24 protein-coding genes are annotated in these 22,815 nt (G+C 40.8%); 14 read left to right on the forward strand and 10 right to left on the reverse strand.

Annotated features, from left to right (window positions below; translation table 11 throughout):
- The first annotated feature begins 116 nt into the window (after nt 1-116).
- A complete protein-coding gene (locus ACFE90_RS02650) occupies nt 117-773 on the forward strand; it encodes a pentapeptide repeat-containing protein (protein ID WP_375497473.1) in 657 nt (218 codons plus the stop codon).
- An 82-nt stretch (nt 774-855) separates the two neighbouring features.
- Here ACFE90_RS02650 and ACFE90_RS02655 read toward each other — a convergent pair whose 3' ends face one another.
- The 3 genes from ACFE90_RS02655 to fraC are packed head-to-tail and all read right to left on the reverse strand — an operon-like array spanning nt 856 to nt 3,336.
- Nucleotides 856-1,635, reverse strand: a complete 780-nt coding sequence (locus tag ACFE90_RS02655) for an ABC transporter permease (protein WP_375497475.1) — start codon at nt 1,633-1,635, stop codon at nt 856-858.
- 45 nt (nt 1,636-1,680) lie between these two features.
- Nucleotides 1,681-2,736, reverse strand: a complete 1,056-nt coding sequence (gene fraD, locus ACFE90_RS02660; RefSeq protein ID WP_375497477.1) for a septal junction protein FraD — start codon at nt 2,734-2,736, stop codon at nt 1,681-1,683.
- A 60-nt stretch (nt 2,737-2,796) separates the two neighbouring features.
- Nucleotides 2,797-3,336, reverse strand: a complete 540-nt coding sequence (gene fraC, locus ACFE90_RS02665) for a filament integrity protein FraC (RefSeq protein ID WP_375497479.1) — start codon at nt 3,334-3,336, stop codon at nt 2,797-2,799.
- A 223-nt stretch (nt 3,337-3,559) separates the two neighbouring features.
- Here fraC and ACFE90_RS02670 point away from each other — a divergent pair, with 223 nt between their 5' ends.
- The 3 genes from ACFE90_RS02670 to ACFE90_RS02680 all read left to right on the forward strand — a co-directional run bounded on the left by ACFE90_RS02670 (nt 3,560) and on the right by ACFE90_RS02680 (nt 6,211).
- Entirely contained in the window at nt 3,560-4,696 is a 1,137-nt protein-coding gene (locus ACFE90_RS02670; protein WP_375497481.1) for a cob(I)yrinic acid a,c-diamide adenosyltransferase, read from the forward strand.
- 89 nt (nt 4,697-4,785) lie between these two features.
- Nucleotides 4,786-5,115: a type II toxin-antitoxin system RelE/ParE family toxin gene (locus tag ACFE90_RS02675; RefSeq protein ID WP_375497483.1), complete on the forward strand. Its 330-nt coding sequence runs from the start codon at nt 4,786-4,788 to the stop codon at nt 5,113-5,115.
- Nucleotides 5,108-6,211, forward strand: a complete 1,104-nt coding sequence (locus ACFE90_RS02680) for a helix-turn-helix domain-containing protein (protein WP_375497485.1) — start codon at nt 5,108-5,110, stop codon at nt 6,209-6,211. The genes ACFE90_RS02675 and ACFE90_RS02680 overlap by 8 nt, the downstream gene beginning before the upstream one ends.
- Nucleotides 6,212-6,290: 79 nt before the next feature.
- On the opposite strand, the gene ACFE90_RS02685 is transcribed toward ACFE90_RS02680, so the two are convergent.
- From ACFE90_RS02685 to ACFE90_RS02705, 5 genes are all read right to left on the reverse strand, one after another.
- Nucleotides 6,291-7,250 carry a diguanylate cyclase domain-containing protein gene (locus ACFE90_RS02685; protein WP_375497487.1) on the reverse strand — a complete coding sequence of 320 codons (960 nt, stop codon included), beginning with the start codon at nt 7,248-7,250 and terminating at the stop codon, nt 6,291-6,293.
- Nucleotides 7,247-11,413: a PAS domain S-box protein gene (locus tag ACFE90_RS02690; RefSeq protein ID WP_375497489.1), complete on the reverse strand. Its 4,167-nt coding sequence runs from the start codon at nt 11,411-11,413 to the stop codon at nt 7,247-7,249. The genes ACFE90_RS02685 and ACFE90_RS02690 overlap by 4 nt, the downstream gene beginning before the upstream one ends.
- 648 nt (nt 11,414-12,061) lie before the next feature.
- Complete coding sequence (locus tag ACFE90_RS02695; protein WP_375497491.1) at nt 12,062-12,298, reverse strand: hypothetical protein; 237 nt, start codon at nt 12,296-12,298, stop codon at nt 12,062-12,064.
- A gap of 459 nt (nt 12,299-12,757) precedes the next feature.
- A complete protein-coding gene (locus ACFE90_RS02700; protein WP_375497493.1) occupies nt 12,758-13,108 on the reverse strand; it encodes a hypothetical protein in 351 nt (116 codons plus the stop codon).
- Nucleotides 13,109-13,361: 253 nt separating this feature from the next.
- Nucleotides 13,362-13,565, reverse strand: a complete 204-nt coding sequence (locus ACFE90_RS02705; protein ID WP_375497495.1) for a hypothetical protein — start codon at nt 13,563-13,565, stop codon at nt 13,362-13,364.
- Between the two features lie 371 nt (nt 13,566-13,936).
- Here ACFE90_RS02705 and ACFE90_RS02710 point away from each other — a divergent pair, with 371 nt between their 5' ends.
- The 3 genes from ACFE90_RS02710 to ACFE90_RS02720 all read left to right on the forward strand — a co-directional run bounded on the left by ACFE90_RS02710 (nt 13,937) and on the right by ACFE90_RS02720 (nt 15,152).
- Nucleotides 13,937-14,194, forward strand: a complete 258-nt coding sequence (locus ACFE90_RS02710; protein WP_375497497.1) for a hypothetical protein — start codon at nt 13,937-13,939, stop codon at nt 14,192-14,194.
- Nucleotides 14,195-14,350: 156 nt separating this feature from the next.
- Nucleotides 14,351-14,608, forward strand: coding sequence for a hypothetical protein (locus ACFE90_RS02715; protein ID WP_375497499.1), 258 nt, complete (start codon nt 14,351-14,353; stop codon nt 14,606-14,608).
- A 334-nt stretch (nt 14,609-14,942) separates the two neighbouring features.
- Nucleotides 14,943-15,152 carry a VOC family protein gene (locus ACFE90_RS02720; protein ID WP_375497501.1) on the forward strand — a complete coding sequence of 70 codons (210 nt, stop codon included), beginning with the start codon at nt 14,943-14,945 and terminating at the stop codon, nt 15,150-15,152.
- 57 nt (nt 15,153-15,209) lie between these two features.
- Here ACFE90_RS02720 and ACFE90_RS02725 read toward each other — a convergent pair whose 3' ends face one another.
- Nucleotides 15,210-17,279 carry a cytochrome-c peroxidase gene (locus tag ACFE90_RS02725; protein WP_375497503.1) on the reverse strand — a complete coding sequence of 690 codons (2,070 nt, stop codon included), beginning with the start codon at nt 17,277-17,279 and terminating at the stop codon, nt 15,210-15,212.
- 789 nt (nt 17,280-18,068) lie between these two features.
- Nucleotides 18,069-18,365: a hypothetical protein gene (locus ACFE90_RS02730; RefSeq protein WP_375497505.1), complete on the reverse strand. Its 297-nt coding sequence runs from the start codon at nt 18,363-18,365 to the stop codon at nt 18,069-18,071.
- Nucleotides 18,366-18,830: 465 nt separating this feature from the next.
- On the opposite strand from ACFE90_RS02730, the gene ACFE90_RS02735 reads away from it, so the two are divergent.
- The 7 genes from ACFE90_RS02735 to ACFE90_RS02765 all read left to right on the forward strand — a co-directional run bounded on the left by ACFE90_RS02735 (nt 18,831) and on the right by ACFE90_RS02765 (nt 22,812).
- The gene (locus ACFE90_RS02735; RefSeq protein WP_375497507.1) at nt 18,831-19,682 is read left to right on the forward strand and encodes an SDR family oxidoreductase; all 852 of its coding nucleotides are present in this window, start codon (nt 18,831-18,833) and stop codon (nt 19,680-19,682) included.
- A gap of 19 nt (nt 19,683-19,701) precedes the next feature.
- A complete protein-coding gene (locus tag ACFE90_RS02740) occupies nt 19,702-20,550 on the forward strand; it encodes a class I SAM-dependent methyltransferase (RefSeq protein WP_375497509.1) in 849 nt (282 codons plus the stop codon).
- 14 nt (nt 20,551-20,564) lie between these two features.
- On the forward strand, nt 20,565-20,837 hold the full coding sequence (locus ACFE90_RS02745; protein ID WP_375497511.1) for a hypothetical protein: 273 nt from the start codon (nt 20,565-20,567) through the stop codon (nt 20,835-20,837).
- Between the two features lie 587 nt (nt 20,838-21,424).
- On the forward strand, nt 21,425-21,658 hold the full coding sequence (locus ACFE90_RS02750; RefSeq protein ID WP_375497513.1) for a hypothetical protein: 234 nt from the start codon (nt 21,425-21,427) through the stop codon (nt 21,656-21,658).
- A 115-nt stretch (nt 21,659-21,773) separates the two neighbouring features.
- Entirely contained in the window at nt 21,774-22,265 is a 492-nt protein-coding gene (locus tag ACFE90_RS02755) for an SDR family NAD(P)-dependent oxidoreductase (RefSeq protein WP_375497515.1), read from the forward strand.
- Between the two features lie 20 nt (nt 22,266-22,285).
- Nucleotides 22,286-22,414: a hypothetical protein gene (locus ACFE90_RS02760; RefSeq protein ID WP_375497517.1), complete on the forward strand. Its 129-nt coding sequence runs from the start codon at nt 22,286-22,288 to the stop codon at nt 22,412-22,414.
- A 116-nt stretch (nt 22,415-22,530) separates the two neighbouring features.
- Nucleotides 22,531-22,812, forward strand: a complete 282-nt coding sequence (locus ACFE90_RS02765) for a transposase DNA-binding-containing protein (protein ID WP_375497519.1) — start codon at nt 22,531-22,533, stop codon at nt 22,810-22,812.
- The last annotated feature ends 3 nt before the right edge of the window (nt 22,813-22,815 follow it).

The following is a 22,815-nucleotide window of genomic DNA, read 5'->3' on the forward strand; positions in this document are numbered from 1 at the left end:
TTTCGGAGTTTATCTCTGATTATTTACTCAGATGATCTCCATTTGCGGTGTACTCTCAATATACGGTAACTATCACACTCGACCATTGAGATAAATTACACCCAGAGGTGAATACCATGAAAAATTATGCTGATCAACAGGAATTTATATTAAGTCAAATCACAAATAAATATTTTCAGCGCCGAGATTTCAGTGGATGCGACTTGCGTGGAATCGACCTGAAAGGAATTGATTTAAGTGGTGTTAACTTCATAGGAGCGGATTTGCGTGATGCAAATTTATGTGGCTGTATCCTAACTCGTGCTAATTTAAGTGGCGCAAATCTGATGCAAGCTAGCTTACGCGAAGCTAATTTGTATGAAGCATCTTTGTGCGAAGCTAATTTGATTAATGCTGATTTAACACGAACAAATTTGTGCGGAACTTTCTTATGGCGGGCAAAATTCACAGGTAGTAATCTTTGGGGTGCTTCTTTATGTGATGTGGATTTGAGAGAAGCAGACTTAAGTGAAGCCAAATTAATTGAAGCATCACTGATTGAAGCTAATTTAGTTAGAGCAAATCTCACAGGAGCAAAGCTATGTGGAGCAAAATTACTAGAAGCTAATTTAACTGAGGCCAACTTAACAGGTGCAGACCTGACATGGGCAAATTTAACCAAGGCAAACTTGAATAAGGCAAATCTTTGGGAGACAAACCTGATTTATGCCAAGCTCGGAGATACTATCATGCCTGATGGCACAATTGAGCAACCTCAGATAGTTATTTATTAGTCATTTGTCATTTGTCATTTATCATTTGTCAGCAGAGAAAAACTTTCTGTTTGCTCCAATGCCCATGACTAATCAGTAATCACTAAAATTCACGTTGTGAGAAGATAAAAATAGCGATCGCTAACAACATAGCACTATAAAGTAAGCCATAGCCAGCATTTGTAATCAATACAGTTGTGTCAGGTAGTGCTTGCAGACCATAAACGGCATCGTTTTTTAAATCTAATCGAGATAAATCTGGTAAGATGAGAAACAAACCTTGAGTTAGACGTTCCATACCAGGGTTGCGGCTCAGGCGACCAAGTTGTACTAAATCTTGAGTAATGTTTCCGATTAAATATACCGCAAAGGTTAAAACAGTTGCCAGTAAAGAAGCAGTGAAAACACCGAAGGTAATAGCCACAGCCGTGATTAATGACAACTGCAAAAATAAGAAGATTGCAGCAATTAAAATGCTGGTCGTTGAATGAGAAATGTTACCCAATTGCACAAAGAATAGATAAATTGCTGTCATCGTGGCGACAAGCACAGCTAGTACTGTGGATAAACCCAAGTATTTGCCGACGATAATTTCGCTGCGGCTGACAGGTTTAGCAATTAATACCAAAATAGTGCGTTTTTCAATTTCTTTATTAACCAGTCCCGTACCAATAAATATCGTCACAATTAACCCGATGGCATTCATCGCCGCCATCCCAAAATCTAAAAAGATTTTGTCTTCAGTCGTTGCTGCAAATTCAGGAAGGACACGGAAAGCAATGGCGATTATCAGCGCATAAAAACCAATAATAAATAGGATGCGATCGCGTACCACTTCCTGAAACACATTCTTTGCCAATACAAAAATTCTGTTAATAGCCATTTGTTATTAGTCATTAGTCATTAGTCATTAGTCATTAGTCATTGGTCATTGATTCTTGTTCCCCTGCTCCTCCCCCTGCTGCAAAGGCGGTGTTCCAACAAAAAGTTTACTACCGCGATCGCATTCAATTTCTGCAACTGTAATTTTATTGTCTGAATTGCTAGTTGCAGCAACTGGTTCAATGCGACAAGATTTTTTCAAGTAATAGCCTCGTGGGTTAGAACTCGGACCCATCCAAATACTTAATAAATCTAATATATATCCAGACCTATATCCAGGCTTAATATTAGTTACAAGCGGTTCAACACGCCATAGTTCTTTCTCTTCATATTTACCCAAGTTCTTTTGAATTACTCCTCTACCCAGAGTTACTACCCGAGGTTCAATATCTTTTTTCGGTATCAGCCATTTCTCCACTTCCGACCAAGGTCTTTTAGCTATTTCTTCTATTACTAGCGGTTGAAGTTTTTCTAGAATTATAGCGCCGTTTCGTGGGATTTTTAGGCGTTTTTCTGTACTGACAAGAACGGTACTACCTTTAAAAGTATCTGCTTGTAAACTGGGATATTGTTGGAACCAATTATTCATCACAAAGTGAAACTGAATCCAGCAACTTAGCAGCATACTACTAGCAACTAAAATTATGATTCTTTGGCGGTCTTGTGGTTTAGGAATTCTAGCTTTTGCATCGGTATCATTTCCTTCAATAAATTCTGGTATAGCCGTAATTAGCGCTGAAATTGTCGGCCAAAAAACGATTGTTCTTGGTGTAATGACATCCTGTTGATCTCCAAATGCAAAAACACTCACTAAGAATCCAGTAATCACTGCCCCGACTGGCATAAAAGTACCAGGAACCCTCAAAGGATCTTCAGTTGTATACCAAGCTGTGCCAGCAATTAAAAATAACCAACCGAAAAAGGCAATTATATCTTTTATATAACCTATAGCAAAATATGAAACTATCCAAGAAAAAATACTCAAATAAATAAATGTTTGCCAAGAATAAGCTTTAGGTGGAACTAATATCTTTCTAATTCCTGCATAAAGCCCTTCAGTAAATTTAAAAACCCCAAATACATCTTTAAATAATGTATTCATATTCTTACCTCCACTTGATTAATCAATCACTATTCTTCCTTTAAATTAAGTAAAATCTTGCTACTTTGAGCGAAAGAATAAAATAATACTTATAGCACTATAACTTAGAGAATTCGCAATTAATGTCGTAATCACTAAATTGGTATTTTGTAATTTAGCAGTGCTAAAAGTACGCCATCGCCGCCGTTGAGATGTTTGAGGCTCATCTTCTTTTTTAGCAACTGGCTCACTCAATGATAGTAGTAATACCCTTAAAATGAAAAACTTCATTATAAAAGTAGCAAAGAAAATTATGCAAGCAGTTAAAATGAGTAAAATTTGTGTATTTGCTAATTTAAAATTATTAAAAAACATATAGCTAATTAATTCTGATTTCATCTGGATCGGTAACATTGGTTCTGCTACAAAAAATACGAACCAACCAATTACACTAGAAAACAGATTCATAGAGATAGCATAAAAAATGCTAGTTTTTTTGTCAAATTTTAGTCGATTGTGCAAAACATACGCTTCAATGGGGATAGCAATCAGTACAAATAAAAAGTCAAACAGAATTCCACCAATAGGAAAAATTCTGGGAAGCATCCAATTTTCAGGCATAAATGGTCAAGGTTAAGGGTTAACTGTAGAGAGTATAACTGGGATAGTGAGGGTGATGGTGGAAATTATCTGATTGTTTTTGTCCTTTACTATATTGGTATGCAATATGATATTGTCGAGATTATTTATACATTATACGGATGCATGAGAGGAGCAGTTTCTCTACCTAAGATTACAAGACGTTAGGTAAGATTAAAGACTGCCACTTATAGCTTTTCGAGAAATGACAAGGAACGGTATTGGTATTCGCACGGCGCAAGTGCGTCAAGAACGGCTCGTCGGTCAAATTCACGTCTACGATGGTCTGGGTAAAGGTAAGTCTCAAGCAGCTTTGGGGGTGGTTTTGCGCTCTATTGGCTTAGGGATCAATACGCCTAGCAATTCTAACCGCGTTTTATTGCTGCGGTTTTTAAAAGGGCCTGAACGTGATTATGACGAAGATGGCGCGATCGCAGCTTTGCAACGCGGATTTCCTCATTTAATTGACCAGGTTCGCACTGGGAGAGCCGAATTTTTTGGTCATGAGGAAATTACCACTTTTGACCGAGATGAAGCGATGCGGGGTTGGGATGTAGCTAAAGGCGCGATCGCTAGTGGTTTATATTCAGTTGTTGTCTTAGATGAAATTAACCCGGTTCTGGATTTGGGTTTGCTACCAGTAGATGAAGTGGTACGGACATTAAAATCTAAACCCCAAGAGTTGGAAATCATCGCCACCGGACGCGCCGCACCGCAAAAGTTGCTTGATATTGCAGATTTGCACTCAGAAATGAAACCTCATCACCACCCAACAGCTAAAGCTCTCTTCCTTGAAGGGATTGAAATTTATACTGGTGCTGGTAAAGGCAAGTCTACTAGTGCTTTGGGCAAGGCCTTACAAGCTATTGGTAGGGGAATTAATCATCCTGGGTCTACCCGTGTGCTGATTATGCAGTGGCTTAAAGGTGGTACTGGCTACACAGAAGACGCTGCGATCGCTGCCTTACAGCAGTCATATCCAGAAGTGGTGGATCATCAGCGCTGCGGTGGAGATGCGATCGTCTGGCGAAATTCCCGGCAAGAATTAGATTATGTAGAAGCCGAAAGGGGTTGGGAAATCGCTAAAGTTGCGATCGCCTCTGGATTATATAAAACTATTATTCTTGATGAACTAAATCCTACTGTTGATCTAGAATTACTCCCCGTTGAACCGATTGTCCAAGCTTTACTCCGCAAACCTCGCGACACCGAAATCATTATCACTGGTCGTTGCCAAAATCCACCCGCATACTTCGACTTGGCTAGCATCCACTCAGAGGTTTATTGCCACAAACACTATGCAAATCAAGGTGTAGAACTTAAACGAGGGGTAGATTTTTAAGCGTTGCTGATTAGTTTATATGCTAGATTTTTTAGGAAAATAACAAATTTGTTTACCAAAATGGTAAACTTATATTAGTCTAGTAACGCATGGAAATCACCTTCGCTAAAAACAAACTGCAAAACCTATGCGAACAAGAAGACGCAGCAATAACAAAATTGGGTGCAAAATGTGCAAAGAAATTGACAGCCCGATTGGCTGACCTTAGAGCTGTTAGTTGTGTCAAGGAATTATTTGCAGGTCGTCCCCATCCCTTAAAAGGAGATCGGGCAGGTGAATTTGCAGTAGACCTAGAAGGTGCTAAAAGACTTGTATTTAAGCCAGATAATGACCCCATTCCCCTTAGCGATGATGGAAGCATAGATTGGTCAAAAGTTACTGCTGTTTGTATTGTTTTTATTGGAGATTACCATGATTGAGACAACCCGTACCTTTACTCCAGATTGGGTATCTCCTCCCGGTGATACCATCGCTGATATCTTAGAAGAGCGTGATTGGACACAAGTACAGTTAGCAGACCGATTAGGCTACACTACCAAACATATCAGCCTACTGATCAACGGCAAAGCACCCATCAATGAAGAAACAGCCCTGAAGCTAGAACGGGTTTTAGGGAGTACAACTGCATTTTGGCTTAATCGTGAAGCCCAATATCGGGCTGGTTTAGCACGGATAGAAGAAGAAAATCGCTTAAAGGGGTGGACATCTTGGTTAGATCAGTTACCAGTCAAAGAATTGATGAACCAAGGTGTAATTCCTAAGTGCCGTTTAATTGCCAAGAATAAGCCTGATTTGGTAAAAAAGTTACTGCAATTTTTCGGTGTTGCCTCGCCGGAAGATTGGCAGAATTATTATGCAGGTATGGAAGTTGCTTTTCGTCGTACACGCGAAGAGCAAAGTGATGTTGGTGCTATTTCCACTTGGTTACGGTTGGGGGAAATAAGAGCAGAACAACTAGACTGTCCCAAGTACAGTAAACCAAAATTTGAAAAGGCGGTGCGGCAAATTCGCACTTTGACGGTGTTACCGCCAGAGGAGTTTGAACCACAGATGCAAAAGTTGTGCTGGGAAGCAGGGGTTGTGCTTGTTTTAATACCATCAATAAAGAAAGCGCACGTCAGTGGTGTCGCACGGTGGTTAAACCCTCATAAGGCACTGATTCAACTTTCGCTTTATGGTAAAACCAATGACCGCTTCTGGTTTAATTTTTTCCATGAAGCAGCACATATTTTGCTACATGATAAAGAAAATATTTTTCTCGATGAATGGAATAACGGGGAAAGTTTGAAATCGGAGCAGGAACACCAAGCAGATAAGTGGTCGCGGGAATTTTTGATTCTACCTGAGTATGAGGGGGAATTAACGAAGCTTAAATCTGAAATTGATGTGATTGATTTTGCGGAACGTATCAGTATTCATCCTGATATAGTTGTAGGTCGGCTGCAACATGATCATCTAATTGATCCGTCTTGGATGAATGGTTTAAAGGTGAGAAAGAGCATTTTCAAGGCATAGAATAAGCAGATGATAATCCAAGCCGATACATTTAAAATAGGCTGGAAATGTGTCGATTTTGGCTCACTAACAGGAATTTTTACTTTTGGGTAGTTGAATATTTATTTTGCACAAAGCGATCGCGTCCTGCTTCCTTTGCTTGATACAACGCCCAATCTGCGGCGGAAATCATTTCTTCTATATCAGAATCTGGCTGAGGAATTTCTGTTGTAAACCCAGCACTCAGGGTAACATGAGGACTAACTTGAGAATTTTTATGAGGAATTGCTAGTGTTCGGACAGCATCACAAATTTTTTCGGCAACATGAGTCGCCCCCTCGGTGTCTGTGTTAGATAAAATTACAGCAAATTCTTCCCCGCCATAACGGGCAACTAAATCTCCGGGACGTTTAATAATATCTTTGAGCGCTTTAGCAATTTCTTGAAGACAGCGATCGCCTACCCGATGACCATAAGTATCGTTATATAATTTGAAGAAATCAACATCGCAAAGAATCAGCGAAAGGGGGCATTTATCCCGTTTCATGCGCTGCCATTCTTGGTTCAAATACTCTTCAAACCCTCGGCGGTTAGCTACTTGAGTTAATCCATCGATAGTAGCTAATCGCTGCAATTCCACATTAAGGGCTTCCAGTTTTTGCTGTAACTGAGATTGCTCAATCAAGCGTTTTACCCGTTGTCGCAAAACTGCCCAGTGGATCGGTTTGGTAACATAATCCATTGCCCCCACAGCAAATGCCCGGTCAACTGACTCTTGATCTTCAAGTCCTGTAACCATTAAAACTGGAGTGTACTTGCTGCATTCAAAACTCTGTAACTGAGTGCAACACTCGAACCCATCCATATCTGGCATCATGGCATCAAGAAGTACTATATTAGGATGCAATTGCTTAAAAACTTTTATTGCCTCTATGCCATTTTGAGCTTCCGCTATTTGATAGCCTTCCCGCTCTAAGAAATGCCGTAGTATCAGGCGGATAAAAGGTTCATCATCAACAATTAGAACTAAAGATTGGCTTTCTTGAGCATCGGCTTTCATGGTACATCCTTCGCAAGTTCTTTTTCTAAGGCAGCTTTAACTTGTTCATACTCCTGATATAGTTGTGAGATTAATTCTAGGCTGTTTTCTAATTTACTGCCGCATCCCTGTGCTTCTAACACCTTGCAAAGCTGTGATAGGGCGATCGCTCCAACAGAAGCACTGCTAGACTTAAGTTGGTGGGCTGTGTTCAATAGAGTCTGGGCATCCTGAGTTGTGATAGCTGTGCTGATATCTTGCACCAATCTCGGTGTCTCTGTAAGATAACACTCAATCAGTTCAACAAATGCCACACGATCTCCTCGCAGCATATTCTGCAAAGATTGGAGAATTTTGGCATCGATTTTGGCGGTTTTTGATGTCTGGTTTTGCTCTGATTGTAGGATATTTTGCGAAGGTTGCAATTCTAAGCACATCACCTTACCTTGTTTTCCTCTGGAAGTGAATTCAGAACTTTTTTGGGGTGGGCATTTGCTGAGTGCCTCAGCTAACTCTTGAAGCTGAATAGGTTTGCTAATGTAGTCATCCATACCAGCAGCAAGACAGACTTCGCGATCGCCCCGCATTGCATTGGCAGTTATCGCAATGATATAGGGACGAAAACCCACTCCCCATTCTTGACAGATTCTTCGAGTTGCTTCTAACCCATCCATTTTGGGCATGTGGACATCCATCAACACTAGGTCATAGGGCTGTTTTTGCAAAGCCTTTAGCACTTCTAACCCATTAGTTACAACATCCGCCACATAACCAATTTTCTGGAGCATCAGTAGGGCAACTTTTTGATTGACAATCGTATCTTCTGCCAGAAGAATCCGCAGTGGCAGTCGATGGGCTAAATGCCGATCAACCAAGGGAAAATGAGAAATACTTACCGGGATTGGCTGATTTGCCAAAACACGGGTAATAACATCGTAGAGTTGAGACTGTTTGATCGGTTTACTCAAAGAGGCAGCAAACTGGACATCATTAAAATCAGAGGAAGTTTCTACTTTACCCAAAGAGGTCATAATCACCAAAGGCAAGTTTTGACAACCAAATTGCTTGCGGATTTGACGAGCTAGGGTTATGCCATCCATTTCCGGCATCTGCATATCTAAAATGGCAATATCAAACTGCGTTCCTTTAGCAAGTTGAGCTAAAGCTGCTTTACCAGATTTGGCAGCATAAACTTGCATCTTCAAAGACTCTGCTTGTAAGGTGAGAATTTGGCGATTGATCAGATTGTCATCCACAATCAACAGACGCTTAGATGCAAGCTGCACTGGCGAACTGCTTAATTCAGCTTGTTCTGACACAGCAGCCACTTTCGTACTAATAGTGAAGTAAAATGTTGAACCTTGGGAAAATTTTCCAGCTTTCCATAGAGGTTTAGGATTGCCACCGACAAACCCTTGACTTTCCACCCAAAGAGTGCCGCCCATCATCTGACTGAGCCGCTTACTTATGGCCAGTCCCAATCCTGTGCCACCATAGCGTCGAGTCATGGAGACATCAGCCTGAGTGAAGGGTTGAAATAACTGCTCTATCTTCTCTGGTGCGATACCAATACCTGTATCTTTAATAGCAAATTGAATTTCGTATAGAAGTTGCGGCTCTCCAACAGGTATAGAAGACTGGGGACTGGGGACTGGGGACTGGGAAGAAGTTTCTTGATCCAAATCCCCATTACTCCTTATCTTCAATCCCCGATCCCAAGTCCCCAGATCGACAGAGAGTAGCACTTCTCCATTTTCAGTAAATTTAATGGCATTGTTGAGAAGATTCATCAAGACTTGGCGCAGACGTGTCATATCGCCGATGATCTGAGTAGGAACTTGCGGCTGGATTAGGTAAGCTAGTTCGATATCCTTTTGGGCAGCTTTATGAGCTAATAGGGAAATAGCCTGCTCCACACAAGCTCTCAAATCAAAAGGCTGTTCTTCTAATTCCAGTTTGCCCGACTCAATTTTAGAGAAATCTAGAATGTCGTTGATGATGTTGAGCAAAGCATCTCCGCTACTGCGAACTATTTCTACTAAGTCTTGCTGTTCAGGCGTGAGGTCAGTATCCAGCAATAGATCAGTCATGCCAATAACAGCATTCATTGGAGTCCGAATTTCGTGACTCATCATCGCCAAAAACTCACTTTTTGCCCGATTTGCGGCTTCTGCCTCACGTTTTGCCTGCTCTAAGGCAAAGTTTTTCAAGGTAAGTTCTTCACGTTGGCGGGTTTCTTGTTCCAGTAAGTGAGCCTGTGCTAGAGCAATACCCAGTTGAGCCGCCACTGCTTGTAGTAATTCGATTTCGTCTTGTGTCCACTGGCGAAAATAGCTGTACTGATGTAAGCCGATCGCACCATTGGGTTCTGCTTGATAGGAGGTGCGAATTGACAGCATAGACTTCAGCCCAATTTGTTGGCAGATAGGTTCAACCGCCTGGAGTAAAGGATCAAGGTAGACATTGGGAGAAGCGATCGCTATTTCTTGTGCCATCATCTGCTCGGCATGAGGATTATTGGTCATGGGAATTTCCAATTTCAACATGGAGCAATAACCAGGGAGTGTACTATACTCTGCTACAAGGGGAATTTGGGGTGTGGGGTCGCTAATAAAAGAATGGATCAGACAGCGCTCAACTCCAAATGCTTTGCCAATTTGGGTAGCAGCCGTCTCAAATATTTTTCTGCTATCAAGACTTTGACGAATTTCTTGAGTAATTTGTTCAAGTAGTAGAGTTCGATGCAATTGCCGTTGCAGTGCTTCTTTGGCTTGTTTGTTTTCGGTAATATCGTGATTAATGCCCACAGTGGCAACAGTTTTCCCCTGTTCATCCTGTAAAGAGATTATGATTGTTTCGGAAATCCCCTCAGTACCATCTTTGCGAATAAAGTATATCTCCCCTGACCAGCGTCCTTCTTGGTTGAGTCTTTCGAGAATTTTGTTGGTCAGCACTGCGGCTTCTTCCGGTTTATGCAAAATACTGGGAGTTTTAGCTAGAACCTCTGCTTTGCTATAGCCAAACATGTTTTCGGCAGCAGGATTCCAGTCAATAATATTTCCGGTTAAATCTGTGATAATTACGCCATCATGCATGTTTTCAAAGGTGAGGGCTTGCCGATGCAGACTGGCTTCAGCAAGCTTGCGTAAGCTAATATCTGTCTGAATTCCAATGAAGTGGGTTAATTTACCATTTTCGTCATGAATGGGAGAAATACTCAATTCATTCCAGAATAAAGTGCCATCTTTGCGATAGTTGCGGAGAACAACTTTGCAACTTATTCCAGTTTTAATAGATGAGCGCAGTTCTTTGAGTGCTGGTTGCTGGTTATCTGTGCGTTGCAAAAATCGACAGTTTTGCCCAATCACATCGGTAGCACTGTAGCCTGTTATTTGCTCAAAAGCTGGGTTGACGTAAATAACTGGATGATGGGCGAGTCTAGCATCGGCAATAATAATTCCATTACTGGTAGCAGCAAGTGCCCTCTCCCTTAGTCTCAAGGTTTCTTCAACCACCTTCAAATCAGTAATGTCAAACATAAACCCCCTTAGCATAGTAGGACTTCCTGCTTCCTCAACCACGCTAACAACATCTCGAAGCCAAACAACTCGCCCATCGGCTGCTAACATCCGGTATTCCAATTTGTGATTTTCGCACCTAGCAGTTGCTTCTTGACAAAAACGAACAGACTTTTCCAAGTCATCTGGATGTAGATGATTGCTCCAAAAATTTTCTTCGTACCACTCTGCGATCGGATAATTTAGCAAGTCTACCGCTTGCGGCCCAACGTAAATAAATCGCCAAATTTTCAAGTCTAATTCCCAAGGGATGACTTTGACAGTTTCCAATAACTGCCGCAAACGATTTTCGCTGGTGCGGAGGGAAATTTCTACCTGTTTCTGTTGAAAAATTTTGTGAGTTAAATCCTGATTTTCTGCTGTTATCTGCTGGTTATTTGCTTGCAATATTAAGGTAAAATAGATTGATAATGTCAGCGCGACAATAACCAATAACCCTGCAATCAATAGAAATTGTGTTAATAAACTCGAAGTTTGGATTAAAAGTCTCTGCCAGAGTATGACTACAGAAATTGAGAAGAAAATTACTAGCAACAGCGCTAGTAATTTTCGTTTGCGGAAAAAATTCACAGCTTTTAACCAGTTATGTCGGTGCTGTTTGACCACTTATTAACCCTCCAGCACTTTCAGGGTTTATTGCACTAACTTTTACTTTTAAGTAATTTGAAATATCAATAGCAAGGGGGCAATTACGGAATTTACTTATAGGTTAGATATTTGGATATTATCTTGTCAGAAAAAGTTAATAACTTCTGGTTATAATTATCGTTTTTTTGATAGCAGCAAATTGTCTGTATTAGTACACCGGGCGCGGAAATAGACATACCCTTTCAAATGGCGCAAGAGGTTGGAATACAATTATGCGTGACTTCCCCAAAGGGGCTGACTTCCACCTTGCGGTACTAGGCTTTTGGATGAGACGCGATCGCAATGGCATACCCGCCGCCGTAGGCGATCGCTAATATGCCACTGACGCGAATAAACTTAAAGTTACTGGCTTACTAACACTCTACGTGCAAAGGCTTACTGGCTCGGCAACTCGGATTTGAAAACGTAAAATACAAAGATTGATATGCTCGTTGACAACTCCAGAATTTTTAAGTGAAGCGTGAATTGTAATCTCGAGTTGTAAGCGATGTCTTTGATGGGCTACGCCTACACATTTTTAATTTTTTATCGAGGAAGGCAAAGGGCAGTTCTAGCTTACAGAAAACTGCCCTGTTTCAAGATAGGTTTAGTGCCTATACTTATACTTTAAATCACAGCTTCTTGGCGTTGACAATCAAAAACAACCATGTAAGAAGCATTTGGTATTTCCTGGGGGAGGTGCCGCATATACCCTTCGGCATCAGAACGGCTGCGGAAGCGAGCAACAATCTCTCGTTGCGTATTAGGAAGTAGACGAGCGATCGCCCAAGAATTGAGGCGTTCTTTATAAGCAATAGCCTGATTGTCTGATTTAGAAGCTTTGTAATCCGTATTTTCTGGCATAATTATGTTAACCGTATGAAGTTTAATGAAGGGCGTTAATTAGTTTCTAGGTAGGAATGCACTAACCCTTTTTTTAATGCTGCTGCCACCTTGTTATTCGATTATTGAAAAATTGTCAACACTGAGCGCTATATTTTAGACCACTGAAGTTAGAATTTTCAGGTGGCAATGAATCTCAAAGCCTTAATGTGTAATTGTTTCTAGAGCATAACAATGCTCAAGCAGAAAGTTTGGCAAATATTGGGTTTGTATGATTTATAAGGATACACATAAGTAAAATCTGTATCAGTGTTAAAATGAACGCAAACGTCTTAAAAAATACTATTAAAAAAATTATATTTCAAAGTTCTCAAAGCACTTAAAAACGAAAACAACACAAAAAAGCGTGCATTCTGACTGAAGGCGGAGCAAGAGTTGCTCCACCCCTGAATTCTTTATCAATTTTACCTATTTCTCCCTTCACCACTCCTTATCTAGTAGGGATTCAAATTCAGCTTGTAAGGCGGTTATATCCGCCAATCTTGCGACTAGTAAATTATCCTTACCAGCATCAGTTAAACGTATTTTCCAATAACGAATGCTGTCTGAGTTATTCAACCAAAACTGAATCACGGTATCTACCACTTGATCCAGATTCCAATCCCACTTTGCTGGAACTGATTCCACTGATTCTAGAAACGTATCTAGTGTACAGGTATGCATTCCCAAGTATTCCACGCCTTGGCGGGGTGGTTTTTGCCCATTTTGCTGTTGGTGATTAAAAAACTGCAAAAGTGGAGATACTCCGACAATATCAAAAGTATATCTCATGCTACCACTCCCAATTTTAAATTAATTGCAGTAAAACTTTAGTTTTTTCTAACATAACGTCTAAGAAGTAGCTAAAGCATCTATACAAAGTATAATTTATATCTATATTATAACATTAAACCTTAGTCAATAATTAGCACTGACAAGCCTTGAGTGCTAATTTACTTTAGGAGTTTGATTTATTATTAAAGAGCTTTAGTAATTAATTAAAAGGTATATATAGGAATTGTAAATTATTTATTTACTAAAGAACTTAATTAATAAATATCTCCATATTCTCAAAGGAAGGGCTACCATTAGATAAGCACACTTGCTCACGAATGGCTTTCAGCATTGCTTGCCATACTTTCGTAATTCGCCAATCTCGAAAATAATCATAAAATGTTTTCCAAGGAGGAAAGTTATCGGGCAGTAATCTCCTTTTCCCTGCCACTGCGTTGAATATAGAAGATGGCATTGATGATTTATCTTATATTGACTTGGCGTGGACGACCACTAGGCTTTGGAACAAAAATTAACGGCTTTATAATTTCTTATTCTTTATCTGTCAAATCAGTATCGTATGGTTTTCGCCTCATGTGTTCACTCTAGCGCACGAGCTAAACTTTATACTTTTTAGACATGCTCTAAATCCTAATTGAGTGGGAAAAAATCACCAATAAATAGTATTTTTTCAGCTAAATACATTTTTTTAGGTGAAGCTGGTAACATATTCGTTGTAGTTTGCATTTACGAGTGAAAACGTAAAAACACTCATTGACTGAGGTGATTGTTCTCTTGTGGCTAAGTAGAACAATTGCCTATTTTGTATGTCTTAAGAGTGACGGGATGAGGGGGCTAGCACTGCAATCGTTAAAGTACTGGGACAAATATAATTGTCATAATCAATCCCTGTGGTTAGTGATTAATTATAGCGATCGCTTATACGGAACTGCGATCGCTTCTCTACTGGATAAAATTTCCCAGATCACTATCCCGTTAGACCACGGTTATCAAGAAAAAACACCTCAAGCAGGAGAAAGAGTTAGTTTATCCCCAATTTGTTTTATTCGGTTGATGGTTAAGAAGCTTGCTGCACCTTCTTAGATGTCAAATGGGTTCTATAAAGAATTTTTAAGAAATTAACATTCTTCAGAAAAGGAAAGACGTAATGCTGAAGTAATCCTCACAAGTTCAAAATCATAGATTTTGTAGTTTCCAAACACACAAGCGTGTTAGGAGAGAATTATGGCATCAGGAATGATGATCGAAGGCAAATGGACAACCGATGGAAATAAATCAGATAAGGGCAGTAATTTCAATGAGACGCCGACAACGTTTCGCTATCGTGTAACCGCCGATGGTTCTAGCGCGTTTAAGGCAGAAGCAGGACGCTATCACCTCTACGTTTCCTTATCGTGTCCGTGGACGCATTGCACCTTAATTATGCGAGAACTCAAAGGTTTGAATGATGCAATCTCAATCTCTATCGTCGATCCGATTATGAGCGACTTGGGATAGATGTTTACTGAAGCACCGGGAGCTATTCCTGACTGGGTGAATCACACTCAATATTTGCAAGATATTTATCTGAAAGCCAATCCCAAATACATGTCCTCAGTTCAAAGCGACTTGCAACCTAGACTATACTAAGCGCAGCTATTACATCAGTATGACTGATATTAATCCAAATCGAATTGTGTCGAAGGGGCCGATCATTGATTTTGACCAACGGCACGACCGCGTAGGCGTAGCCCGTCGTAGACATCGCTTCGCTAAGGCTCCCGTTGCGTTCGCTGCTTATTCACAACCATAGCCATGAAAAGAAATTGCACAATCCAACTGGAGTAACGCCATGAATCTTGTATCAGGTATCCACCATGTTGCAGTGGTAACAGCAGATATCGACCGTTTTATCGACTTCTATACTGATGTATTCGAGATGCCAGTAATCTTTCAAGAGACAACCCCAGCCTTTCGTCACGTACTTCTACGGGCTAGCTCTTCTGATAGTAAATTGGCGTCAGTTTGTAAGTATGCAAAGATCAGGGGGACAAGGAAGTAATTTTTTTCACTTATCTCCCCCTGCTCTGATACCTGAGCGACGAACTCAAATTGCTAGTTAGTTCAGGAAATTTGGAGTACCTTTACCACCATCCTTACCTACAGCAGGAATTTCTAGTAGGTTATCGGCAGCTTTGCCAGTACCATCATTGACAACATACATAGAGTTACCTAGATGTCCATTAGGAACGAACAGTTGCGGGTGGTCAAAGGGCGCTTTCTCAGAGACGACTCGCTCATCAGTGAGTCCTTTCAGGAAAGCCACCAAGTCATCTTTTTCAGTTTCGCTTAATCCCAATGGGCGGAGAACCCCTTCCTGGCGGAAATCTCCACCACGATTATAGAAGTCCACCACTTGCGGCAAAGTCAAATAGCCACCATTGTGGAAGTAAGGAGCTGTGAGTTCTATATTGCGTAGTCCAGGAACCTTAAACTGTCCGTCTGCAACTACTGTGTCATTGGAACTAACTGTAATATTGGGGCTTGAACCAAGAAGTAGTGGGAATTTCCCCAAAGCAGCTACCCCCGACTCCGAAAGCGGATTACCAAATGGGTCTTTACCACCAACACTGATGTCTTCTAAGGTGGGTCTAACACCGATATTGAAGAAACCTCTGTCCGAGATGGTTCTAGGAGTGGTAGTGGTGGCTCTGAGTCTTTGGTTCTTGACGTTGCTAACCGAGGCGCTGGTGAGTTCTAACCCACTATGGCAGAAGATGCAGGCAGCTTTGCCCTCGAATAGTTGTTTGCCTCGTTGCTGCTGCACGGTGAGGGCGGTGGTATTTCCTTCTAAGAAGCGATCGTAGGGCGTATCATTGGCAATGAGTGTAGACTCGTACAATTGAATTGCAAGCCCAAAGAATAGCGAAAAGTTATAATCCAACAGCGTGTACTCATTGGTGTTGGAAGAGTTATCAGGGCTGTTGACAAAAGTCCGTTCACCTTGAGCATCTACTTGGATGAGTTGATTAGAGTTCCACCACTCTGGCTTAAAGGCATCTTGAATCAGCTGCTCGTAGGTTTCCTTCAGTCCAGGCTGAGGATATCTACTGTCTGCACCTAAAACGCTGTCTTGCGGATGCACAACCTGTTTGCCTAGTGGTGTAAGTCCAGATAACTTTTGCCCCAGGACTCTAGGGAGCTTTGTACCCCCAATTGACAGAATATTTTCCAGCGAACCCAGCGAGTTGTTGACAACTATAAGTTTGCTGAGGTCAATTTGACCAAACTTATTACCAATTTCTTGAAAAGTACGGCCATCAGCAGACGACTCGAAGGAACTGAGGGGCGGACCGACCGCTTGGGAAGCCAAAGACGAATTATTCAGGCTGACTTTGACAAATTTAAGCTGATTTGAGTTTTCTGCTTTCACCACAGAGGCGTTAGGGTCTCTTAAACCGAAAGGATTCACCCCATTAAAGATATCCTGTGCCCTTCCATCCCAGAAGTTGCGGAAGTTAAATGCTGCATTAATTACGGTTGGCGTATTACGCGGCTGGACACGGCGCACATTGATACCTCCCACTTTAAACACTGGATCTGGCTCACTTGTTTCTAGGTCTCTTGAGCTACCAGCTATAACACCAACAAATTTTGTATTGGCGACTCCTTGAGAGGAGCTAACATCGTTACTGTCAGATACCACAGTCGTAGAATCATTTGGATTTGACAGCTTGTGAAAGGGAAAATCTGCTTTTGTTAGCTGGTAGTTTGGCCCGCCACCTGTATTAAAAATTATATCGGGATTCCCAGTACGAGCAGCGTTAATCCGCAAAAGCCCAGGAGCAATCTGATTTATGGATCTATTGTCGGCTCCAGCATGGAAGTGACAAGTAGCACAGGATGTCACTCCGTCGCTTCCAACTTGTAAATCCCAAAAAAGAGTCTTTCCTAACTTGATTGCAGCTGCTTTGTTTTTTACAAAGTCTCCAAGATTGTCAGGTTCTGGAACCGATACGCTCTTGAGCGAAACTGGAGGCGACCCCGTAACCTGCGCGGATACACTATTTCCAGCAATTACTGCTACCATAATAATCACAGCAATTGTTATAGTCTTGGAAAATCTTGTTCCTAGTTGGTTAAGCTTGCCAAAGCTAAGTCTCCACCATTGGCAGTTTATTTTTGTCATCAAAGATTTGAGCAAAATTCGACCTCTTGAGGTCAGTAAGAAGTAAATTGATAAGCTAGTAATAAAGGTTACTAAGCTTATTATTGGTATAATTACCATGAGTTTTGTCATTAAATAACACCGAAACAATCGGAATACATCTTGTGACTGATTACTAACTCACATTCTTTTTACAAATGCACCTCCCTTATACAAAGCAGTAGTTGCTCCCACAATTGTTACGCAATGCCAGATCAAGTAAACCTCAATTAATGCTCGTCAAGCTAGTACCTGCATAACTTACATTGGGCACACAAGTTTTATGCAGAACCAGCCAATTTTTTACAAAACTTCATAAAAAATCTTGTTTGATAATTTGACAGCGTAGTGTTTGTTGAGTTTTCAGTTCCATCTCATAAGTTTTTCGCAGACGACACGCAATATTTATAAAAGTTCGCTGCGCTATAGCCAATGTTTTCTCCGTAACCCGAAAATGAGGACGGGTCGCACAATGACTGGGGTCATCGTGTTCATTGCAGTTTTTTGTAGGCGCTCGAAATTTTGGTTCTTCAGTACCTAGAATGACGATTTTTCGTTCAAATTAGATTAATAGGATTAGGGCGTGTTTTCAGAGATTATTTATAAATTGTTTTGACGGTTGGTATCTTTTTTCAAGGCTTGTGCCTAAACTATAAACTCTGCTACTCGCTGCATGAATACCTTACTTGCCTCTTGCCGAATGTTGCACTAGCCAGCAATGTAAGCCCACCATTAAAATTGTCAATGGCATCATCAACATTGGAATAATTTCTAAACTATGCAAGCTTCTATACCAATAGAAACCAACAGGAGTAGCCCAGTTAGCACTACTACTGGATTTTGGAGCGATCGCCCCAAATTTTCTAACGCAGTTGTATTTGTTGAAGTCGATACCCTTAGCGTCATTGGTGTGTAGCGGTAAATCATCGCACCCAAGACACTTACAATCAATAGGCTGACGATGCTGGCTAACACCCAATAAACCTGTCGCCAGTTCATGCCAAGTGATAGCAAAGTAGTGGCGATTGTGGGCCCAGATAATGCGCCAATGCTCTTGGAGTAATGCAATCCACAACCTCAAAGTGATGTTTCATTGAAAGAATTAAGCCATCTTTACTTTGGGACTTATTAACAAACATTTAGTGCATCTAGCTGTTAAAAGAGTTCGCTAATTCTCGACCGATTAATCCTATCTGTTGGCGCTCCTGGCAATAAGATTCCTTAACAAGCAAAGGAAACACCAGGTATGTCATCCCAAGCTGAAGAATTTACTATTGGTGTCGAAGAGGAATATCAAATTATCATGGATTTTTTCGATATTGGCATTTAACCCATCGTATTAACTGATTGCTGCGCTAGTACAGCAGGCTTACAAGCACACCTGGCAGGTTTGGCAGTACTCAGTCGGAATATTGGTGCTTTTCGTCTGCGTGAGGCAGGTCTTTCAGAGGGTTTTTTAGCTGCACCACTTGTCTCTACTCAAAGTGTTATTGATGGCTAAAATTCAGTATGCTCTAACAGGAATCGCTGATTATGCTGAAAATTTTAGTCACGGGTGCTACAGGAAATGTCGGTCAAGAAGTTCTGAGCTTAATGCAATCCCACGATTGTAACGTCTGTGCCGCAGTGAGAAATCCAAACAGCGCTAAACGCCTTTTAAGCAACAATATTCAGTGCGTCCCCTTCGACTTTACAAATCCTGACACCTTTGATTATGCTTTTTTTGAAGTCAATAAACTTTTTTTAGTGCGCCCGCCTGCCCTTACTAATATTCGTCTTCAAATTGCCCCAGCCCTAAATGCTGCAAAACTTGCAGGCGTTGAGCACATTGTGTTTCTTTCAATACTAGGAGCTGAACGCAACCGTTTTCTACCCCACTCTCAAATTGAACGTTATATCAACCAATTGGGTATTAAAGCTACCTTTTTACGGGCCAGCTTTTTTATGCAAAATCTTAATACCACACATAGAGAAGACATCAAAGTTCATAGTGAATTACTTCTTCCGGCTGGTAATGGTAAAACAAGTTTTATTGATGTGCGGGATATTGCTGCCGTTGCAGTTCGTACTTTAATTGAAGATGGGCATCAGGGAAGAGCATATCCCCTTACGGGTGCAGAAGCCTTAACCTATTACGAAGTTGCAGACATCTTCACATCAGTTTTAGGTAAACGGGTACGCTATAATCCTTCTGTGATAAACTTTGTTCGACAAATGCGCTCCAAAAGGTTGCCAATAGACTTTATTTTAGTAATGCTAGCAATCTACACAACTGCTCGATTAGGATTAGCAGGCAACATCACATCTGATACAGAGCAATTACTCAATCGTTCACCTCTGACCATACGGCAGTATATCAAGGACTATCGCCAGTTTTGGTTATAAGTTAATGTAGTACATCTAATTGACTAAAATTTATTTATTTGTTGCTATGTCATTAATTCAAAATTATATTAAGAAGGTTTTCTTAAAATCACTATTTAGCTTATTAATTGGCAAGGATAAACTTAGATTTTATGAAACTATTGATTGGTCACAGTCAAGTGCTGGCTTCCATAGAACAGATTTCAACTATCCACTTTATTACAGCAGCCAAAACTTTCATGGTATTTCAGGCGGTTACTTAAATCCTGTGGCTGCTATCACCTACGATCCTGTAACAGCTTTGGCTTCTCCACCTCATGAAGCTTGGACTCGTCAACAGCTCATTTCCAAGATTTTGGGTCAGCCACAAACTGTTCTTGATTTAGGCTGTGGTACTGGTTCTACAACGTTACTATTAAAGCAAGCTTTTCGTAGCGCAGTCGTCACTGGCTTAGATTTGTCCCCTTATATGCTAGTTTTAGCTAACCATAAAGCACAGCAGCAACAGTTGAATATTCGCTGGCTACATGGTTTATCTGAGGACACTGGTTTTGAGACAGCTACTTTTGATTTAATAACTGCCTCCTTTTTATTACACGAAACACCACCTCAAATTACTCAATTAATTTTACAAGAATGCTTCCGTTTAGTTAAACCAGGAGGACAATTAATTCTTTTGGATGGGAATCAAAAAAGGCTCTCTCATCTCCAATGGCTGATCAAAATTTTTCAAGAACCTTATTCAAAATTGTATGCTGCTGGTAATTTAGATGTATGGATGAAGACTGCTAGATTTGAGCAGGTGCAAACAAAGCCTGTGGGTTGGCTCAACCAATTAACACAAGGTATTAAGCCAAATAATTTCACTTCTTGCCGTGAAACCACGTAAATTTTTATTCTGAGATGAACATAGGAATAATCGAGCCAAAAAATAGTGGGTTTTTAGAAGTGATGCCAGAGGGAGAAGGCAGCGACTATTGGCAGATTGCCGCTGTACACATCAATGGCCAAGCCTTTTGCCCTAGCCCTCGCCTTTATCGCAGTGAGCAGGTGGCATTAGCGCAAGCTGCACAAATTTATGATTGGCTAGCTGACCATGAGCCACAAATTAGCGGTGGTGGTTGCTACTGCTTTGAGTTGAAACTGGCACTGTGGCATCAACCGAAAGTATATTAGTTGCCCAATTTATCCAACTTTGACTCGAAAATAATTTTAAAAGTGCGATCGCTGAATAATGTTGACAGTATGTATTTATCATCAGACATCACAATCAACCCCACGAGTTATATTAATTCGCAATTCGCAATGGGCAGCTCTTAGAGACGCTATTGCGTAGCTTGCTTCTCCGTAGGAGTACGCCCTGCTTTGCTAACGCAATGACGCTCGCGGACTCGCTAACGCAATTAAGAAACTTAGATGCAGCAAGACTTTCCTGATTTACATTGTTGCCTCATTTTGGAGAATTAGTATTAGGTGAGGTTGATTGTGATGTTAGAGTTTGATGAGGTCAGCCCAGACAGATTTGAGCAGATGATCGAGATTGCGCCCAATTGGGTGGGGTAGATGGGGTAATTTGTGGAGATGTATGTTATTGTCAGTATTTTTGCCAACTTCTTAAGCTAGAGTTAAAAAACTTTAATATTTGTAATATTTAAAATCAAAAGTTATTTTGCTCTGGTTGTTGAATCATTCCGACGAGAGAACAACAGAGATTGTAAAAGAGGTTAGATGTAATTTAACAACAACCTTTTAAGCCTTAGTTTATGCAGCAGAATTTTTTGATATCAGTCGAGGAAAAAGAAAAAATATTCCATACAGAACTAGTCAAATATGGTGTGGGATATGAACAAGCTCGAAAAGCAGCACAAATTTTAGCTTGCAGTCAACCAGATGAGCTTTTATCACAGCAAGACAGACAAACAGTTATACAAGCATGTAACAAATGGTCAACAGAGCGTAAACGCTACAAACGCATTACATCTATTTTAGATTCTTGAAGGCATTAAGCAGGTACTGTATAGAAATTTCAATTAATCACGATATACAAACTAACGACTTGCTATTCGCTAATTCAACAAAAGCAAGCATTTTTAACACAAGGTAGAACAGAAGATGGAATCTACGCAAGACAAATGGGCATTAGTCACAGGTGGGAACCGAGGGATTGGGTTTGCGATCGCTCAAGGTCTACTAGCAAAAGGCTATTCGATAATTATCACTTCGCGTTTGCTTGATAACGCAAAACTTGCGGCCCAGAAGCTTCAACCAAAGGTAATTCCTGTCGAATTGGATGTCACTGATGATCACTCTATCAATGAAGCATTAAAAACCCTGCACCAAAAGATTGATCGGTTAGACGTTTTGATCAATAATGCTGGCGTGTATCCAGACAAGGATGTAAATATTCTTACCATTGACCGTAAGTTACTTGATTCCACAATGAATGCCAACACCTTTGGCTCAATTCGGATGGTGCAGGCATTTTTGCCCCTGTTGGAAAAATCCCCTGATGCTAGAGTTGTTAACGTTTCAAGCGGATATGGAGCATTAGGAGGCTTGTCTTACGATGTCCCAAGTTACTGCCTTACTGCCTATCAAAGCTAGCATTGAATGGCGCAACGATCATGCTTGCACAAGCTTTGCAATCCCTTGGGATCGTCGTCAATTCCATTTGCCCGGGGTGGGTCAGAACAGATATGGGTGGTTCATCAGCACCACGAGAGCCAGAACAAGGAGCCGACACTGCAATCTGACTTTTCACGGGATGTGGAAAAGGGGAGTTGGTTCGCGGAGGATTTACGCGAACCTATACCAGAGAATTAACTTGTGATTTTAGATATTGTCGTAGTAGGTGTGTCAATGAGTGCAAATGAAAATCTTAGAGAAGAATCTGTATGATGAGTGTAACTTTGGAGACAAACGTTTAACCCAAAGAGCAGCATTTATAGGTGAACTATTATTGGTAAAATATGGTCAGCCTTTATCAAAAATATTTAAAACTGCTAGCAACCTCAAACGTGGTTACGAATTTTTCGCTAATCCAAAAACCAATTTTGAAAAGTTGACTCAACCTTACTTTAAACAAACAGCCCAAGAAATAAAGGGAGCAACGCGATTTGGTGAGGTAGGATCAAAAACCAGCGATCGCTAACAA

Source organism: uncultured Nostoc sp. (genome assembly GCF_964245445.1).
Lineage (GTDB): Bacteria > Cyanobacteriota > Cyanobacteriia > Cyanobacteriales > Nostocaceae > Nostoc.

Excerpts from the sequence above, each read along its gene's own strand:
- ACFE90_RS02650 (WP_375497473.1), top strand. The coding sequence starts at position 117 with ATGAAAAATTATGCTGATCAACAGGAATTTATATTAAGTCAAATCACA.
- ACFE90_RS02655 (WP_375497475.1), bottom strand. The coding sequence starts at position 1,635 with ATGGCTATTAACAGAATTTTTGTATTGGCAAAGAATGTGTTTCAGGAA.
- fraD (WP_375497477.1), bottom strand. The coding sequence starts at position 2,736 with ATGAATACATTATTTAAAGATGTATTTGGGGTTTTTAAATTTACTGAA.
- fraC (WP_375497479.1), bottom strand. The coding sequence starts at position 3,336 with ATGCCTGAAAATTGGATGCTTCCCAGAATTTTTCCTATTGGTGGAATT.
- ACFE90_RS02670 (WP_375497481.1), top strand. The coding sequence starts at position 3,560 with ATGACAAGGAACGGTATTGGTATTCGCACGGCGCAAGTGCGTCAAGAA.
- ACFE90_RS02675 (WP_375497483.1), top strand. The coding sequence starts at position 4,786 with ATGGAAATCACCTTCGCTAAAAACAAACTGCAAAACCTATGCGAACAA.
- ACFE90_RS02680 (WP_375497485.1), top strand. The coding sequence starts at position 5,108 with ATGATTGAGACAACCCGTACCTTTACTCCAGATTGGGTATCTCCTCCC.
- ACFE90_RS02685 (WP_375497487.1), bottom strand. The coding sequence starts at position 7,250 with ATGAAAGCCGATGCTCAAGAAAGCCAATCTTTAGTTCTAATTGTTGAT.
- ACFE90_RS02695 (WP_375497491.1), bottom strand. The coding sequence starts at position 12,298 with ATGCCAGAAAATACGGATTACAAAGCTTCTAAATCAGACAATCAGGCT.
- ACFE90_RS02700 (WP_375497493.1), bottom strand. The coding sequence starts at position 13,108 with ATGAGATATACTTTTGATATTGTCGGAGTATCTCCACTTTTGCAGTTT.
- ACFE90_RS02705 (WP_375497495.1), bottom strand. The coding sequence starts at position 13,565 with ATGCCATCTTCTATATTCAACGCAGTGGCAGGGAAAAGGAGATTACTG.
- ACFE90_RS02710 (WP_375497497.1), top strand. The coding sequence starts at position 13,937 with ATGAGGGGGCTAGCACTGCAATCGTTAAAGTACTGGGACAAATATAAT.
- ACFE90_RS02715 (WP_375497499.1), top strand. The coding sequence starts at position 14,351 with ATGATCGAAGGCAAATGGACAACCGATGGAAATAAATCAGATAAGGGC.
- ACFE90_RS02720 (WP_375497501.1), top strand. The coding sequence starts at position 14,943 with ATGAATCTTGTATCAGGTATCCACCATGTTGCAGTGGTAACAGCAGAT.
- ACFE90_RS02725 (WP_375497503.1), bottom strand. The coding sequence starts at position 17,279 with ATGACAAAAATAAACTGCCAATGGTGGAGACTTAGCTTTGGCAAGCTT.
- ACFE90_RS02735 (WP_375497507.1), top strand. The coding sequence starts at position 18,831 with ATGCTGAAAATTTTAGTCACGGGTGCTACAGGAAATGTCGGTCAAGAA.
- ACFE90_RS02745 (WP_375497511.1), top strand. The coding sequence starts at position 20,565 with ATGAACATAGGAATAATCGAGCCAAAAAATAGTGGGTTTTTAGAAGTG.
- ACFE90_RS02750 (WP_375497513.1), top strand. The coding sequence starts at position 21,425 with ATGCAGCAGAATTTTTTGATATCAGTCGAGGAAAAAGAAAAAATATTC.
- ACFE90_RS02755 (WP_375497515.1), top strand. The coding sequence starts at position 21,774 with ATGGAATCTACGCAAGACAAATGGGCATTAGTCACAGGTGGGAACCGA.
- ACFE90_RS02760 (WP_375497517.1), top strand. The coding sequence starts at position 22,286 with ATGCTTGCACAAGCTTTGCAATCCCTTGGGATCGTCGTCAATTCCATT.
- ACFE90_RS02765 (WP_375497519.1), top strand. The coding sequence starts at position 22,531 with ATGAAAATCTTAGAGAAGAATCTGTATGATGAGTGTAACTTTGGAGAC.